General features: G+C 65.0%; 13 protein-coding genes. 9 read left to right on the top strand and 4 right to left on the bottom strand.

Translation table 11 applies throughout. The annotated features are described in order from the left end of the window. Window positions 1-20: 20 nt before the first annotated feature. From ACU4IU_RS02020 to manA, 9 genes are all read left to right on the top strand, one after another. Entirely contained in the window at window positions 21-608 is a 588-nt protein-coding gene (locus ACU4IU_RS02020; protein ID WP_139907459.1) for a DUF5998 family protein, read from the top strand. A gap of 80 nt (window positions 609-688) precedes the next feature. Continuing rightward, window positions 689-1,798 carry an alkaline phosphatase family protein gene (locus ACU4IU_RS02015; protein ID WP_229663886.1) on the top strand — a complete coding sequence of 370 codons (1,110 nt, stop codon included), beginning with the start codon at window positions 689-691 and terminating at the stop codon, window positions 1,796-1,798. Window positions 1,799-1,851: 53 nt separating this feature from the next. Then, window positions 1,852-3,099 carry a methyltransferase gene (locus ACU4IU_RS02010; protein WP_446655758.1) on the top strand — a complete coding sequence of 416 codons (1,248 nt, stop codon included), beginning with the start codon at window positions 1,852-1,854 and terminating at the stop codon, window positions 3,097-3,099. Window positions 3,100-3,165: 66 nt separating this feature from the next. Continuing rightward, a complete protein-coding gene (locus ACU4IU_RS02005; protein ID WP_446655757.1) occupies window positions 3,166-4,368 on the top strand; it encodes a 5-(carboxyamino)imidazole ribonucleotide synthase in 1,203 nt (400 codons plus the stop codon). A 78-nt stretch (window positions 4,369-4,446) separates the two neighbouring features. Further along, on the top strand, window positions 4,447-4,974 hold the full coding sequence (gene purE / locus ACU4IU_RS02000; RefSeq protein WP_139470269.1) for a 5-(carboxyamino)imidazole ribonucleotide mutase: 528 nt from the start codon (window positions 4,447-4,449) through the stop codon (window positions 4,972-4,974). Window positions 4,975-5,012: 38 nt separating this feature from the next. Further along, window positions 5,013-6,161, top strand: coding sequence for an acyl-CoA dehydrogenase family protein (locus ACU4IU_RS01995; RefSeq protein WP_139470308.1), 1,149 nt, complete (start codon window positions 5,013-5,015; stop codon window positions 6,159-6,161). Window positions 6,162-6,505: 344 nt separating this feature from the next. Then, the gene (locus ACU4IU_RS01990) at window positions 6,506-8,026 is read left to right on the top strand and encodes an LCP family protein (RefSeq protein WP_139907461.1); all 1,521 of its coding nucleotides are present in this window, start codon (window positions 6,506-6,508) and stop codon (window positions 8,024-8,026) included. Window positions 8,027-8,291: 265 nt separating this feature from the next. Further along, window positions 8,292-11,021, top strand: a complete 2,730-nt coding sequence (locus ACU4IU_RS01985; RefSeq protein ID WP_446655756.1) for an NlpC/P60 family protein — start codon at window positions 8,292-8,294, stop codon at window positions 11,019-11,021. Between the two features lie 290 nt (window positions 11,022-11,311). Then, entirely contained in the window at window positions 11,312-12,631 is a 1,320-nt protein-coding gene (manA, locus tag ACU4IU_RS01980) for a mannose-6-phosphate isomerase, class I (protein ID WP_139907462.1), read from the top strand. Between the two features lie 408 nt (window positions 12,632-13,039). Here the strand turns inward: manA and ACU4IU_RS01975 are convergent, their stop codons facing one another. The 4 genes from ACU4IU_RS01975 to ACU4IU_RS01960 are packed head-to-tail and all read right to left on the bottom strand — an operon-like array spanning window position 13,040 to window position 16,337. Continuing rightward, entirely contained in the window at window positions 13,040-13,702 is a 663-nt protein-coding gene (locus ACU4IU_RS01975; protein ID WP_446655755.1) for a 3-oxoacid CoA-transferase subunit B, read from the bottom strand. 12 nt (window positions 13,703-13,714) lie between these two features. Next, window positions 13,715-14,485, bottom strand: a complete 771-nt coding sequence (locus tag ACU4IU_RS01970) for a CoA transferase subunit A (protein WP_139907463.1) — start codon at window positions 14,483-14,485, stop codon at window positions 13,715-13,717. Next, complete coding sequence (locus ACU4IU_RS01965) at window positions 14,473-15,165, bottom strand: hypothetical protein (protein ID WP_446655754.1); 693 nt, start codon at window positions 15,163-15,165, stop codon at window positions 14,473-14,475. Before ACU4IU_RS01965 ends, ACU4IU_RS01970 begins: the two co-directional genes overlap by 13 nt. Window positions 15,166-15,209: 44 nt before the next feature. Continuing rightward, complete coding sequence (locus tag ACU4IU_RS01960; protein WP_446655753.1) at window positions 15,210-16,337, bottom strand: coenzyme F420-0:L-glutamate ligase; 1,128 nt, start codon at window positions 16,335-16,337, stop codon at window positions 15,210-15,212. Between the last annotated feature and the right edge of the window lie 37 nt (window positions 16,338-16,374).

Genomic DNA, 16,374 nt, shown 5'->3' with positions numbered 1-16,374 from the left:
AGTGGGGCACAATAGTGGGCATGGCATTACCCGAAGTTCTCGTTCACGATCTGCAGTCGGCCGGCTACTATCCCCAGCTCACTCAGGGCATCCTCGCCGACTCGCTCTACGACGAACCGGTCTTGGCCCACTTCGTCCACATCGACACACATGTCGACATCGAATCCATCCACCGGCATGTCACAGCCTTCGTCCTCACCGAGACCCGCCTCCTACTGGCTCACGTCGATGACGATCCGAACGCGGAACCCGGCGCCAAACCCCGCGCCGTCACGAGCAGCGAGGACATCGAACTCGATCGCCTGGGCACCGTGATGGTCGGCCGCACCTTCGCCGATCCGGCCGCCTACAAGCCCGGTGACAAGCCCGTCGAGGTTTCGCTGACCATGTCCTGGGGTGCGTCGAAGCGCATCGAGGCCTTCCCCGAGACCTGCGGAGATCCCAACTGCATGGGCGATCACGGATACGGCGGATCGATCTTCGCCGAGGATGTCATGCTCCGGGTCTCGGCCGAGGCCGAAGGGCAGGCCGCCGTCGACCGAATGGCCGACTTCGCCGGGAAGCTGCGCGCCGCAGTCTTCCAAGCCCGGCTGCGGTCGCGCCGCTGATGAGCGAGGACTCGACGAGTCAAAGGCAGCAGGACCCATCCGGTGCTGAGCACCTGGGGCCCCCGGACTATGCGGGTCCCATGCTCTCCGATGTCGTTCCCGCCGCGGCGCTGAGCCTCGGTGCGGCCGACGCCCTCGATGCGCCGATGTCCGATCGTGCACGAACGCTCGGACTCGACCGGGAGTCCCGGGCGACGATCGTTGTGCTCATCGACGGTCTCGGGGAGCAGCAGCTGCGCCGCTACAGCGGATACACTCCCTTCTTCCGGTCGCAGGCCGGAACACGCCGTACCCTGTCCGCCGGATTCCCGTCGACGACGGCGAACTCTCTGTCGTCGTTGGCCACGGGCCGCCTGCCCGGCGCCCACGGCGTGGTCGGCTACCGCGTCCTCGACCCGGAGAAGGACGCGGTGTTCAACCAGCTGACGTGGAACCTCGACGTCGACCCCGTCGCCTGGGTCCCCGATGCGACCCTCTTCGAACGCCTCACCGATGCCGGAATCGATGTGGTCAGCCTCGGAGAGAAGAAGTTCGCCGGACGCGGCCTCAACCGGGCCTCGCTGCGCGGAGGCAGATTCCGGGACTCGAAGAGCCTGGAGGAGCGCTGTGCCCAGGCTCTCGCCGAGGCGAGGGCTCCGGGTCGCCGCCTCGTCTACCTCTATTGGGGCAATCTCGACAAGACCGGTCATGTGCACGGTGCGGACTCTGCCGCTTGGACAGAAGAACTCGAACGCGTCGATCTCGCCCTGTCCCGACTCGCCTCCGACCTGCCGCACGACGCGACCATGCTCATCACCGCCGACCACGGCATGGTCGACGTCGACCACGAACGTCGTTTCGACCTCGCTGAACTCCCTGAGCTCAAGGCCGGCCTGCGCCACGTCGGCGGAGAGCCGCGCGCACTGCATCTCTACGCTGCTGAGGGCGCGGAGGCGGACGTGCTCTCGGTCTGGCAGGAGACGCTCGACGACCGCGGGCTCATCCTGCCGAAGGCCTCGGCGATCGACCGCGGCTATTTCGGTCCTGTCGCCCCGCACGTCTATCCGCGGATCGGGGATTTCCTCGTCATCTGCACCGATGGCTTCGCCGTGGTCGATTCGGAAGTGGAATCCGCCTCGGCGCTGGCCCTCATCGGTCACCATGGTTCCACCACGGAGCAGGAGCTGGAGATCCCGCTGCTCGTCGTGTGAGCGGTGCCGACTGCAGCCGAGATGACTCACCACCGACTTTCTGGGAGCACCCGTTGACGACGATCCGCTGGACCGAGGACGGCATCGGCCGCACAGCCGACTGGCATTCTGAGAACGGGGCGCCGCCTCCCGCGACTGTGGAGATCATCGGAGACGAGACAACCGCCGACGAAGCCTGCCGATTGACACGCGCCGGAGTGGGACTGCTGTGGCGCGGAGACTTCCACAACGGCCGTCAACTCGTCCAGGCGATGAGCCGTCGGCTCAGAGGCGACCGCGGCGGAAACCGTGAAGGCACAGGGGGTCGACGTTCCGGCGGCCGTCGCGGCGGCAGGGGTCGATCCCGCGACAGACGGGGCAGAGACCGATTCGTGGGACCCGGGGACAGCGATGGCCCTGCTCTCGATCCCGCGCTGTCATTCTTCGCGGAACGTGACGCCATCGAGCAGCGGGCCCGGCTGCTCGGCAGAGTCGTCGTCGAGCTCGGCCCGGACTTCGACCTCGCCCTGCGCCGTGCCCCCGACGTCGCCGCCGCCTGCCGCGCCGCCTACGGCCCGGCCGACGGACCGGTCTGCGTGTCGCTCACCGAACTCGGCGGAGTGCTCAGCGCTTATGAATGGCAGCTGCGAGGAGTCGAGATCCCGGCTCTGGGCGATTCCGTCCATCCGCGCTACGGCGTCTTCTCGCCTGTGCGGGGAGAGTACCTCGATCTCGTCGCGCAGACGCCCCTGCCGTGGGGAAGGAACGTCGGTCCGGTTTCGACCGGCACTGCATTCGACCTCGGAACGGGGACCGGAGTCCTCGCCGCGATCCTGCTGCGGCGCGGCGCTGGGACAGTGGTGGCCACCGACATCAACCCGCGCGCCGTCGCCTGCGCCAGTGAGAACCTCGACCGTCTCTGTCCTGGTGCCGATGTGAGTGTGATCGAGGCCGACCTGTTTCCGCCTGGTCGTGCCGACCTCATCGTGTGCAATCCGCCGTGGCTGCCGGCCCAGCCGACCTCGGCACTCGAGATCGGCATCTACGATCCGAACTCCGCTGTCCTCCATCGCTTCGTCGAGAGGCTGACCGACCACCTCACCCCGGCGGGGGAGGGGTGGCTGATCATCTCCGACCTCGCCGAACGATTGGGCCTCAGGCCATCAGGTGAGCTCCGCGAACGCATCGAGGCGGCAGGACTGCGCGTGCTCGATCGCATCGATACGGTGCCCCGCCATCCCCGCGCCGCTGATACCGCCGACGCGCTCCACGCTGCCCGCAGCGCCGAAGTTACCTCACTGTGGCGACTGGGACTGAGATGAGCTGCCGACCGCTCGGCCGATCCACGATTTGACCGCAGTCGATCCGCGACGGGCGCGGAAGATAGGATGGAACACGTGACTTTTCCTCGAATCGGTGTCATTGGCGGCGGTCAACTGGCACGCATGCTCGCTCCCGCCGCAGAAGCCCTCGGCGTCCGCTTCTCCGTTCTCGCGGAGACCGCCGACGCCCCCGCCACACAGGTCATCAACGAGGTGACCGTCGGTGACTATACGGACTACCCGACGCTCAAGGCTTTCGCCGAGACCGTCGACGTCATCACCTTCGACCACGAACACGTCCCACCGGAGCATCTGCAGGCTCTCGTCGAGGCCGGACATGCAGTGCGCCCCGGACCCGATGCCCTTATCTTCGCCCAGGACAAGATCCGGATGCGTACGAAGATGGACGAACTCGGTCTGCCCAACCCCGCATGGGCGGAGATCACCTCGGCCGCCGATGTCGAAGCGTTCGCCGCTCGCGTCGGATACCCATTCATCCTCAAGACGCCCCGCGGAGGCTATGACGGCAAGGGCGTGCGCGTCATCGACAGCCTCGACGAGGCCGTCGAGTGGCTGAACGAGGTGCCCCAGCTGCTCGCCGAGGAGAAGGTCGACTTCACCCGGGAGCTCGCAGTCATGGTCGGAAGGTCGCCGATGGGGCAGACCGCGGTGTGGCCGGTCGTCGAGACCTGGCAGCAGAACGGCGTGTGCAAGGAGGCCATCGCCCCGGCTCCCGATCTGCGTGATGAGAAGGCGCGGGCCATCACCGAAGCGATCCTCACTGTCGCCGGCACCCTCGAAGTCACCGGCGTCATGGCGATGGAGATGTTCGAGACCGCCGAGGGCTTCCTCATCAACGAATTCGCGATGCGTCCGCACAATACCGGTCACTGGACCCAGGACGGAGCGGTGACGAGTCAATTCGAGCAGCACCTCCGCGCGGTCCTCGACCTTCCGCTCGGCAGCCCCGCGGCACGGGAGGACGTGTCCGTGATGGTAAACATCCTCGGCGCTGATCATGAGGACCTCTATCAGCCGTACCTGCACGTCATGGCTCACGACCCGGCGGTCAAGGTTCACCTCTACGGCAAGGGGGTGCGCCCGGGTCGGAAGGTCGGCCACGTGAACGCCTACGGCGAGGATCGGCAGCTCGTGCTCGCTCGAGCGCGGCATGCCGCCGATTTCATCGCCGGCGTCGTCGTCGATCCGCATCCTCAGATGCCCGCTCCGGAGAATCTCCGGGCCGAGAGCGAACCCGGCGCACGCTGAGTCCCGGCGCCGACTGGACCCCGGACCCACCCGGCACCGATACGCGGATATCAGCCGCCTGCAACGAAGGAAGCACAGATGACCACAGCGAATGAAGACTCCACTGACACGGCGGCTCCGGTCGGCATCGTCATGGGCTCGGACTCGGACTGGCCGACGATGAAAGCAGCCGCCGACGCCCTCGACGAACTCGGCATCGAATCGAGCGCCGAGGTGGTCTCCGCCCACCGCATGCCCGAGGACATGGTCGACTGGGCGAAGTCCGCGGCCGCGCGAGGCGTCCGGGTGATCATCGCCGGAGCCGGGGGAGCGGCCCATCTGCCCGGAATGATCGCGTCGATGACCTCGCTTCCGGTCATCGGAGTCCCCGTGCCCCTGAAGTACCTCGACGGAATGGACTCGCTGCTGTCCATCGTGCAGATGCCCGGAGGAGTTCCCGTGGCCACCGTTTCGATCGGCGGCGCCAAGAACGCCGGCCTGCTGGCGGCGCGCATCCTCGGGGCCGGTCAGGGCGCCGAAGCTGAGGCTGTGCGCACGCGTCTCGACGACTATCGGAGCCAGCTGCGGCAGGTCGCTCTCGACAAAGGCCGGGCGCTGCAGGAATAATAGGGCTTGCTGAACGTTTGATAAGTCTGAGGAGAATGATGTTCGACCTGTACCAGCCCAGCGAAGAGCACGAAGAGATTCGCGCCGCGGTCCGCAATGTCGTCGAGAAGAAGATCGCGCCGTTCGCGGCCGAGGTCGATGCGGACTCCCGCTACCCGCAGGAGGCGCACGACGCCCTCGTCGAGACGGATTTCTTCGCCGCGCACATCCCCGAAGAGTACGGGGGCATGGGCGCTGATGCGCTGGCCGTGGCGATCATTATCGAAGAGGTCGCACGCGGCTGCGTCTCGTCCTCGCTCATTCCGGCTGTGAACAAGCTCGGCAGCATGCCCGTCCAGCTCGGAGGCAGCGAAGAGATCAAGAAGAAGTACTTCCCGTCCGTGGCCGCCGGAGAAGCAGGATTCTCCTACGGACTGTCCGAGCGCGAAGCCGGATCCGACACCGCATCGATGAAGACCCGCGCCGAACGCGACGGCGACGACTGGATCCTCAATGGTGTCAAGACCTGGATCACCAACGCCGGAGAATCCGAGTACTACACGGTCATGGCCGTGACCGACCCCGACGGAGCCCGCGGACGCAACATCTCCGCCTTCGTCGTCGAGAAGTCCGATGAGGGCTTCACCTTCGGTGAGAAGGAGCGCAAGCTCGGCATCAAGGGCTCGCCCACCCGCGAGCTCCTCTTCGACAATGTCCGCCTGCCCGGCGACCGCATCGTCGGTGAGCCCGGGGAAGGCCTGAAGATCGCCCTGCGCACCCTCGACCACACTCGAGTCACGATCGCCGCGCAGGCCGTCGGCGTCGCCCAGGGCGCGCTCGACTACGCCCTGGCCTACGTCAAGGATCGGCAGCAGTTCGGCAAGTCGATCGCCGATAATCAGGCGATCCAGTTTATGCTCGCCGATATGGGCATGAAGCTCGAGGCGGCACGCCAGCTGACCTACACCGCTGCCGCCAAGAGCGAACGCGGCGATGAGGACCTCACGTACTTCGGCGCCGCGGCGAAGGCCTTCGCCTCCGATGCTGCGATGGAGATCACCACTGACGCCGTGCAGCTGCTCGGCGGTGCCGGCTACGTCGTGGACCACCCGGTCGAGCGGATGATGCGCGATGCGAAGATCACGCAGATCTACGAAGGCACCAATCAGATCCAGCGGATGGTGATGGGACGCAAACTCCTCGCCTGAACCGGGTTCGGACGCTCTGCGGCAGGCCGCACCTGGTCAAGGCTGCACGGTGCCGTCCGGTCTGTATCGAACGGGCGCCGCGGATTCCCCAGACGGGAGTCTGCGGCGCCCGTTCTTCTGTCTGTGAAGAATCGCACACGCGACGAATCCGACATGCGCGGCGCGGATGTGCCGGAATCGATGGTTCTCACGCGACACAATAGGTGAACACAGTGGACTCTGAAGTGTCTTTGGCACAGTTGTCTGCTGTGGACACCCGATGGGGCGATACGGCCTGTGTGGCCACCCGCGGATGTCGATGCCGGAAGCAGTCCGTGAGCAGAGCCTGAAGCGAAGGGAAGTCAGTGGCTGAGACGAGATATGTGGACCCGATCCGCCACCCGTCGTATGCTTCGCAGCCGACGCGTGATGTGCGGGCGTGGCTTCTGCTGCTCGTCACGGCTCTCGTGCCCGGGGGAGTGCAGCTGCTCTTCGGCCACCGCCGCTGGGCGAAGATCTCTCTGTCGATCACCGCCATCAGCTGGATCCTTGCTCTGATCGCCGGTGTGATCGTCCTCATCAGCCGGACGTTCCTCTTCACCATCGGCACGAACCCCTTCATCCTCACCTTTCTGACCATTTGGGTGCCCGTCATCGCGATCAACTGGGCGGTGTGCCTGTTCGACACCCTGCGGCGCATCCGGATCGTCACGATCTCCCGAAGGGCCCGCAAACGCTTCGTGGCGGCCTTCTGTGCCCTCCTGCTCATCGTCGTGGGCCCCTTGGCTTGGGGGACGACGATTCTCAACTCGCAGCGCGGACTGATGAGCGACCTGTTCGCCTCGGGCAAGGCACTCAAACCCGTCGACGGCCGATACAACATCCTGCTGCTGGGTTCGGACGCCGGAAAAGGGCGGACAGGAATCCGACCGGACTCGCTGTCGCTGGTCTCGATCGATGCGAAGACCGGCAAAACCGTCATCATCGGCCTGCCTCGCAATATGGAGAACGTGCCGTTCCCGGACGACTCGCCGTTGCACAAGCACTACCCGCAGGGATACAACTGCGGGGACGAATGTCTGCTCAATGCCGTCTTCCAGCAGGGCGAACAGCACAAGGATGAGTTCGAGGACCCGAAGACTGCCGGCGAGCAGGCGACGATGGACGCCGTTTCGGGCGCCACCGGACTCGAGGTCCAGTACTACGCGATGATCAATCTCAAGGGATTCGAGAACCTCATCGACTCCCTCGGCGGAATCACCCTCGTCTCCGGCAAGCGAGTGCCGATTTCGTCGAAGGTCGATCCGACCACGGGCGAGCATGGGCCGGTCAAGGGATGGATCGAACCGGGCAAACAGAAGCTCGACGGCTTCCATGCGCTGTGGTTCGCCCGCTCCCGAGAGTTCTCCAGCGACTACGAGCGGATGGTCCGCCAGCGCTGCGTGCAGACGGCGATGGTCAAACAGCTCGACCCGGCCACCGTGCTCACCCGCTACCAGTCGATTGCGAAAGCCACTCCGGGGGCCGTGTCGACGGATATCCCCTCGTCTCAGGTGGACTCGTTCGTCGACCTCGCGCTCAAGGTGAAGTCGCAGAAGATCGAATCCGTCGACCTCACCCCGCCGCGTATCACTCCGTCACAGCCCGACTTCGATGTGGCACATCAGCTGGTAGCCGATAAGATCGAGGAGTCGTCGAAGTCCTCCGAAGAGGACAAAGGCGCGTTCTCGGTTCCCGGAAGCGACCTGTCAGCCGCTGCCGGAGTCGATGCGGGACTCGATCCGAACTCCGGTTCAGGGCCGCAGCTGCTGGCACAGGGTGCCGGCGACACCTCAGCTGACAACGGCGAAGAAGCCGACGCAAAGGCGATCTGCTACGTGCCGTGAGGCGCTGCTGTGAGGTCGGTCGTGATGAGACCAATGACCGAATCGGTCGATCCCATGACGATTCCGGGAAAATCTTTTGCTCGGTGTGTCCCTTGTCAATACTGGGAACCACACTCGTGTAATTAGAATATTCTGCTCTGTGGCTAGTCTGACACGCCGAAAATGTGTAACAATTTTGAGATGTTGGGGTTGCCCACCGTTCTGCCAACGGTGAAGGGGACCTCGAGGCCTGAACTTCCCTGTCTTCCTCGAAAAGGCTGTAACGATGAAATATCTATTGCCCACTGTTGCGGGCTGCGCTTCTATTGCGCTGGTCGGCACCTTAGCGGTCACGGCACCGTCGGCTTCCGCAGCCACGACGACGCCTGATGTGTCCAAAGAGGCGCTGAACGTCAGCAAAGAGGGACTCAACGTCCCCGGTGCCCGCGATTCCAGTGATTCCACCGCCACTGCCGCCAACCAGAGCGCCACGAGCAATCTGCCGAATATCTTCAAGTCGCAGACTGCACTGGCCTCGGCCAAGGTGCCCGATATCGTCAACGCTTCGGCGTCGGCATCTGCGGCTTCGGTCAACAACGTCTCCGCCGGACTGACCTCCGGGGGCGACGACGCCGCGCCGTCCGAGGGATCGGCGCCGTCCGAGACCGAGCAGGCTCCTGCCGAGGGCGCAGAGACCGAGACCCCGAAGTCCGAGGACGAGGACGCGAAGGATTCGTCCGACGAGTCGAAGGCCGAGGGCGAAGACGACATCTCCGGTTCGGTCCGTCAGAAGACCGAAGACGGAGTGAACATCGCGCTCATCTCCGATGTCCTCGACGTTCCCGCGAACAACCCGAGCCTTGTCGGCTTCACCTTCTCCGAGTCGAAGTCCAATATCCGCATCCAGGTCCGCACCAAGCAGGGTTCGGAATGGGGCAATTGGGACACCCTGGACGAAGAGCAGCAGGAAGAAGCCCAGAACAAGGGTTCGGAGCCGATGACGGTGTCGAACGCTTCCGCTGTGCAGATGCGCATCCTCGGTGACTCCGCGCCGAGCGAGGCCGAACTCGTCCTCGTCGATCCGAAGCGGGACGCCGGCGACGCTCAGGCCGTCGCCGAGAACGATCCCGTCGAGCTCGACGATCAGGTCAGCGGCGACTCTGCCGGTGCTGAAACCGCGCCGGAGCAGTCGACCGAGGACTCGACCGACGCCGAGGCGGCATCAGCAGAGAACGTCGATGCGGCCGCCGGCGCGATGGTGACCAACCAGAACTACGTACCCGGATCGTCGACGGTGGACACCGTGGCGAAGAAGGTGTCAAAGCCGAAGATCGGCTCGCGCAGCTCGTGGGGTGCCAAGGCCTACCGCGGCAGCCCCGATTACGCCAGCGGCATCAAGCAGGCCGTCGTTCACCACACCTCCGGTTCGAACAGCTACTCGGCTGCCGATGTTCCCGGAATCATCCGCGGTATCCAGGCCTACCACCAGCAGGGCCGCGGCTGGAACGACATCGGATACAACGTCGTCGCAGACAAGTACGGCCGCCTCTGGCACGCTCGCGGCGGTGACGTCTCGAAGGCCGTCATCGGCGCTCACGTCGCCGGACACAACACCGGAACCTTCGGCATCTCCGTGCTGGGTACCTACAACAGCGCGGCCCCGCCGAAGAAGACACGCGATGCCGTCGCCTCGGCGATCGCCTGGAAGTTCTCGATCAACGGAATCTCCAAAGCGACGAAGTCGAACCTGGTCGGCCACCGCGATCTGGGGCAGACCGACTGCCCGGGTGACGCCTTCTACGCCAAGCTGGGTGAGATGCGTTCGACGGTCAATTCGATCCTGAAGACCGGCGAACAGCCCAGCGACAGCAAGGACGACGACAAGTCCAAGGACGACGACAAGAAGACCGAGAAGCCGAAGGCGAAGACCTCGATCGAGAAGTACGCCGAGAAGAACAAGCTCGGCAAGGCTCTCGGCAAGGAATACGACGTCAAGGGCGTTTCTGGCGCCAAGGCACAGAAGTTCGAGAAGGGCACTGTCTACTGGTCCAAGAAGACCGGTGCCTACCACCTGTCCGGAGCGATCGCTTCGGCGTACAAGGGCAATGCAGTCACCGACTTGGGGCTGCCCACCTCTGCGGAGAAGGGCGGCCTCAAGGGCGGGGGCGTCGCACAGCGCTTCGAAAAGGGCTCGTTCTACTGGTCGAAGAACACCGGCGCCCACTACACCTCCGGCACCATCATGAAGTACTGGGGTGACAAGGGGACCGTCAAGGGTCACCTCGGTTACCCCAAGTCGGACGTGGTCTACAAGAAGGGCCGCGGTGAGCAGCTCTTCGAAGGCGCACGTCTGGTCTGGGCCGAAGGCTACGGAACCACCGAGTTCTCTCCCAAGGGTTCGATCGCCGGCGGAGTCAGCGACGACAATGCTCCGGGCGGCGCGACGCCGCCGGGAGACGATTCCACCGATGACAAGTCGCCTGCAGACTCCGGGGAAGGTTCTGCAGACGACAAGGACTCGAAGGACGATAAGTCCAAGGATGATTCCAAGAAGGACGACAAGTCCAAGGACGACAAGAAGAAGGACGACAAGTCCAAGGACGACAAGAAGAAGGACGACGACAAGAAGAAGGACAAGCCGTCCAAGGCCGAGAAGATCGCGGCCCAGCGTGCGTCCATCATCAAGGATGCGAAGGCCAACCTCGGCGTCAAGTACGTCTGGGGCGGGACCTCGCCGAAGTCCGGTTGGGACTGCTCGGGTTACACCCAGTACGTCTATGGCAAGAACGGCATCAAGCTGCCGCGCACAACCAGTCAGCAGCGTTACGCCGGCAAGGAGATCTCGCTCAAGGACGCCAAGGCCGGCGACCTGATCTGGATCCCCGGTCATATCGGAATCATCTCCGAGACCAAGGGCCAGATGTACGATGCCGGCTCGACGCGGACGAACACCACGAAGCGCAGCTACAGCTGGATGCTGAACCGTGGAGCCAAGGTCATCCGCGTAGTCGGCTGACACCAGGCATCGAGGACAGGGCGTACAGCGCCTGCCGGCCAGTGCCCCGAGGACGAACCCATTGTGGATCTCCCTCGGGGCACTGTCTGGTTTCCCGGACGATTCCGGTTGCGGCAGTGACCGGTCGATATGTATCTGCGCAGGTGACAAGCGGTGAATAGATTGTGACTTCGGCTGAACAGTCAGTGAAGTGCCGACCCCGGCCACGACAGCGGGGCTAGGCTGGACTGAGCACAACCGGAAATCACCGGATGTGAATCCAAATCGATCCTGTCAAAAGGGGGCCCGCAGTGCATCGTCTGCACAATACGGTCAAGAAGTTCGAATGGGGCAGCACCGACGCGATTCCCGCGATCCTCGGCACAGTCCCGGACGGCACCCCCTGCGCGGAACTCTGGCTCGGAGCCCACCCGGTCAGCCCCTCTCGACTCGACGTCGGGCACACGCCGTCCCAGGCTCCGCTGGAACGGCAGAACCGCCTCGGCGGGCAGCAGCCGACGGGCGGCGTGGCGACGGAGGCCGAGCCTCGGCTCGGACCGAACCTCATCGAGTACCTGGCGGGGGACCCTGAAGGTCTGCTCGGCCACGACTCCCTCGAGTCCTTCGGAGCGCGACTGCCGTTCCTGCTCAAGGTGCTCTCGGCGAGCAAGGCCCTGTCGATCCAGGTGCACCCGAATCGCGAACAGGCCCGGGCCGGATTCGCCGCCGAGGAAGCGGCCGGACCGGCGCTGGACGCTCCCGACCGGAACTTCAAGGACGCCTCGGCGAAACCGGAGCTCATCTACGCGCTCACCGACTTCCACGCGCTCACGGGGTTCCGCCCGCGCAAGGCCGTGCGAGCCACGTTCGAACGGATGCTCTCCCAGCCGCTGACTCCGCCGTCCTTGGACGTGCTCGGAGCGATCATCGCAGCGCTGAAGTCTTTCAGCGAATCCAAGGCGCTGTCACGCGCCGTTGAAATCATCCTCAGCGATCCGCGGACGCCCGGGCTCGTCGACGAGGTCGCCGCCCATGGGATCGACGAACTGCCGGTCGGACACATCAGCCGGTCAGGCAGCGCGGTCGACCCGGCGCAGACATTCTGCGAGCTGGTCACCGACTATCCCCATGACCCCGGCGCGCTGGTCGGACTCATGCTCAACCGAGTTCACCTGCAGCCGGGAGAAGCGCTGACCATGGACGCCGGAGTGCTGCATGCCTACCTCTTCGGCACAGGCATAGAGATCATGGCCTCGAGCGACAACGTCGTGCGCGGCGGGCTGACCTCGAAGCACGTCGACATCGAACAGCTGTCGAAGATCACGGACTTCCACGCCGGTGCACCCCGGATGGTCGAACCCGATCACTCGGGAATGCTGCTGGGACCCACCGATGACTTCGCTCTGCAGGCACTGCGGTGCCCGCGCACGACGACGGTGGAACGGCGCGGTGCGGCGATTGTGCTGTGCACTGCGGGAACTGTCACACTCAGCTCGCTCGGCTCGACGCTCACCCTCGAACGTGGGCAGAGCGCCTTCATCGCGGCCAACGAACCGACGGTGACGGCCGATGGCCACGGCGATGTGTTCGTAGCGACCACCGGACTGAATTCCGGAGCTGCCGGCCGCTGAGCGCGCGCTGTCCGCCACCACCGGCGGCTGAGCTCGTCTGCTCAACTCGCCCCAGCGAATGCTTACTCACCCCTGCGAACCGGTGTGCAGGGCCCCTGCGGAATTGTTGGGTCGATCCGCGGTGATTTCTTCAACGTAACCACCGTGGATCGACCCAACAATCTGCGTTTCCGACGGTGTCGAGCAACGTCCGACGGTCCTGACGGACGAATCCGGTGTTCGGCGGCGGTCGACGCCAGCGCGTGGGTGGTCAAGACTGCGGTGCGCTGGCAGCAGAACACAGAACAGTGGTCACGTTCGGATGCTTCTGAGCGATCAGAGAGAGCATCCGAACGTGACCACTGTTCGATCACCAAGTGTCCTCGTTCGGACACTGCACGCGTGAGGCCCGGGCCGGTCACCTGGAACTCAGGCGGCGACCTCGATGGTGGGGACGTCCTCGGGGACGATCACCTCGGCGCCTGTCTTCTCCTTGACTTCGTCGACGGTCACGCCCGGGGCGAGTTCGACGAGGGTGAACGTGTCACCGCTGACGTCGAGTACGGCGATATCCGTGATGATGCGCTCGACGACGCCCTTTCCTGTCAGCGGCAGCTCGCACGACTTCAACAGCTTGTGCGAACCGTCCTTGGCGACGTGGTCCATGATGACGATGACGCGCTGGGCACCGTGCACGAGGTCCATCGCGCCGCCCATGCCCTTGACCATCTTGCCCGGGATCATCCAGTTCGCGATGTCTCCGTTCGTGGCTACCTGCATGGCGCCGAGGATCGCGGCGTTGATCTTGCCGCCGCGGATCATCCCGAAGCTCGCCGCAGAGTCGAAGTACGCGGCGCCCGGGTTCATCGTGACGATCTCTTTGCCCGCGTTGATGAGGTCGGGGTCGATCTCATCCTCGGTCGGGTACGGGCCGACGCCGAGCAGGCCGTTCTCCGACTGGAGCACGAGGTGGACACCCTCGGGCAGAAAATTGGGCACCAGGGTCGGCATGCCGATGCCGAGGTTGACGTAGCTGCCGTCTTCGAGTTCCTGGGCGGCACGGGCCGCCATCTGATTGCGTGTCAATGACATTTCTGTGTCTCCTCAGGCTTCTCGTACGGTGCGCTTCTCGATGGGCTTGTCCGCCACCTGTTCGGGCGTCAGCGGCACCACGCGGTGGACGAAGACGCCAGGCACGTGGACCATGTCCGGATCGATCTCGCCGGGTTCGACGAGCTTTTCGACCTCGGCGATGGTGATGCGAGCCGACTGTGCGGCCGGGGGATTGAAGTTCCGCGCCGAGGAGTGGAAGACGAGGTTGCCGTGCCGGTCACCGATCGCGGCACGCACAAGTGCGTAGTCGGGAGCCAGGGACTTCTCGAGGACGTATTCCTTCTCTTCTCCGAAGGTGTCGAAGACCTTCGTCTCCTTGGCCGGAGATTCCTTGACGACGTTGCCGTCCGCGTCGTACTTCCAGGGCATGCCGCCCTCGGCGACCTGCGTCCCGGCGCCGGTGATGGTGTAGAAACCAGGGATGCCGGCTCCTCCTGCACGCAGCTTCTCCGCCAGGGTGCCCTGCGGGGTGAGTTCGACCTCGAGTTCACCGGAGAGGTACTGACGGGCGAATTCCTTGTTCTCGCCGACATACGAGGCGATGATGCGGCGGAGTCGTCCGTCGGCGAGCAGAATGCCCAGTCCGCGGCCGTCGACGCCGGCGTTGTTGGAGATCACCTCGAGGTCTTTGGCTCCCTGGTCCTGGAGGGCCCGAATGAGGAATTCGGGCACGCCCACGACACCGAAGCCGCCCACGGCGATCGATGATCCATCTGCAATGTCGGCCACCGCTGCTGCGGGGGTATCAACTACTTTGTCCATGTGCCCAGTGTGCCATGTACCACTCCCAGCCCGGCGGCCAGGTCCGTGATGCGAGCATCGTCGACTCTGCTGGTGAGCAGGACCTCACCACCGCCGAGGAGGTGCTGCAGAAAGCGCGGCCACTCGCTCGGCAGCGGGGTCGAGTTCGAGGCGAGCAGTCCCTGCGGGCGGGCAGCGTCGGTCGATTCGGAACTCGTCCAGTCGATGATCTGACCGTCCACTTCGAGGATTCCCGAAGCGTCGAGGCGACGCGCTGTGACATCGGGGTAGGAGCGGATGGCGGAATTGACGTCGATGAAGTCGGTATCGACCGGGGTGCTCAGCGCCAGGGCCGGGGGATTGAAGACGAAGACCTCGTCGGCGTCGGCCACCTGGTCATCATCCTCGTGGCCGAAGGGGACGAAGGCCATGAAGTCCTCGTCCGGTGCCTCGTGCGCGATGACGACGCGGCCCCCTGCCAGCAGGACACTGAGGACAGCGACGAGTTCGCGCCAGTGCAGCCCCTCCGGCAGAGGAGCGAAGAGAGTGAAGTCCGGTCCGAGGTCGTAGTCGCCGAAGAGGCCGACTCCCTTATTCACCCAGTTCGAGACGACCGGGCCGGTGAGGTCGAGTCGATCGAAATCGGGCCCGCGCCAGATGAGGACGGGCCCGCCGGTGCGCGCGATGACTGAGAGATCCATATCCGCTTCCATGATTGTGTTCCGAATGCAGTCTGTCGGGAGGGTCAGTGAACGATGAGGCCGATGTCGATCGTCACCCCGCGGGGGAAGGCCCCGAGCTCACCATCGACCCAGTGATAGCGCGTGGAGGCGCTGAGATCCTCGGCGAAGAGGGCTGTATGGAGGCGTTCGACGAGAGATCCGAGCCCGACCATCGCCTCGAGCAGGGGTGGGCCGCCCGATTGGGCGGTCGCCGGTGAGTCAGAGGGGCTGAGCGAGATCTGCGATCCCGACCCCTCGATCCGCATCCGCCAGGCTGCATGGCCGGGAGTCCGCGACTGCCCGGCGCGGACGACGCGGATCGCTCGAGACACCCTTTCGAGGATGTCGTCGCTGTTGTCGCCGGCAGGGGCGCTGCCGGGCAGGTCGGTGACTCCCAGGCCGCGCTGAATGGCTTCGACATGGCCGTGTCGGAACCAGTCCTCGCCGAGGTCGCGGGAGAGTGCACGGGCGCCTTCGCGGCCGTTGTCGAGGTATCCGCCGGCTCCGCGGACCAACGCCATGGGCAGTCCGCGGGAGGAGCCCTTGACCAAGTCGGCGGCCGCTGCGATCTCATCGGCGATCGCGCGTACCGTCACGGTCTGGACGCGCCCGTCGTCGTCGGGGCGACCGCGCTGGTCGTCGAGACCGGAGAAGCCGGACAGGCCGATGGCGATATCGCCGACCCCGACCCGCCACGGCCGTGAACTCGTATCCGAGATGACCAGACCGATACGCACCTCGAAGGCCTGCTCGACCCGTCGGCGCAGGCCGTCGGCGGACCGGTCGCTGTCGAGTGGATGGAGGATGACGGCACCGCCGGAGTTCGACTGGTCGAGACCCGCTGCTGCCTGAACGGTGCCCGCCGGGGTGCGCACGATCTGCACGGTGGTGCCGGAGCGATAGGAGCGTTCAGCGACCAAGTGGGTGCCCGTCTCCGCGACGAGTTCTTCGAACTCGGCACGATCTGAGACCGTACGCAGGCGTCCCTCGGCCTTGGAGACGACTTTCGAGGCGACGACGAGGATATCGCCGTCCTTGAGGTCGATGCGGTTGCGCCGGAGGGCGTTGATGAGGATCGCGGAGAGGTCGGAGCCCGACGCGATCTCTTCCTCGACGGGAGGCGCGTAGACGGTGAGCAGACGGTCATTCATGCCAGGCCACCGGTGATTCCACTCTCATCTCTCCATA

Source organism: Brevibacterium sp. CSND-B09 (genome assembly GCF_052906525.1).
The sequence above is the reverse complement of the archived record's forward strand: the minus strand, read 5'-3'. Positions and strand labels throughout refer to the sequence as shown.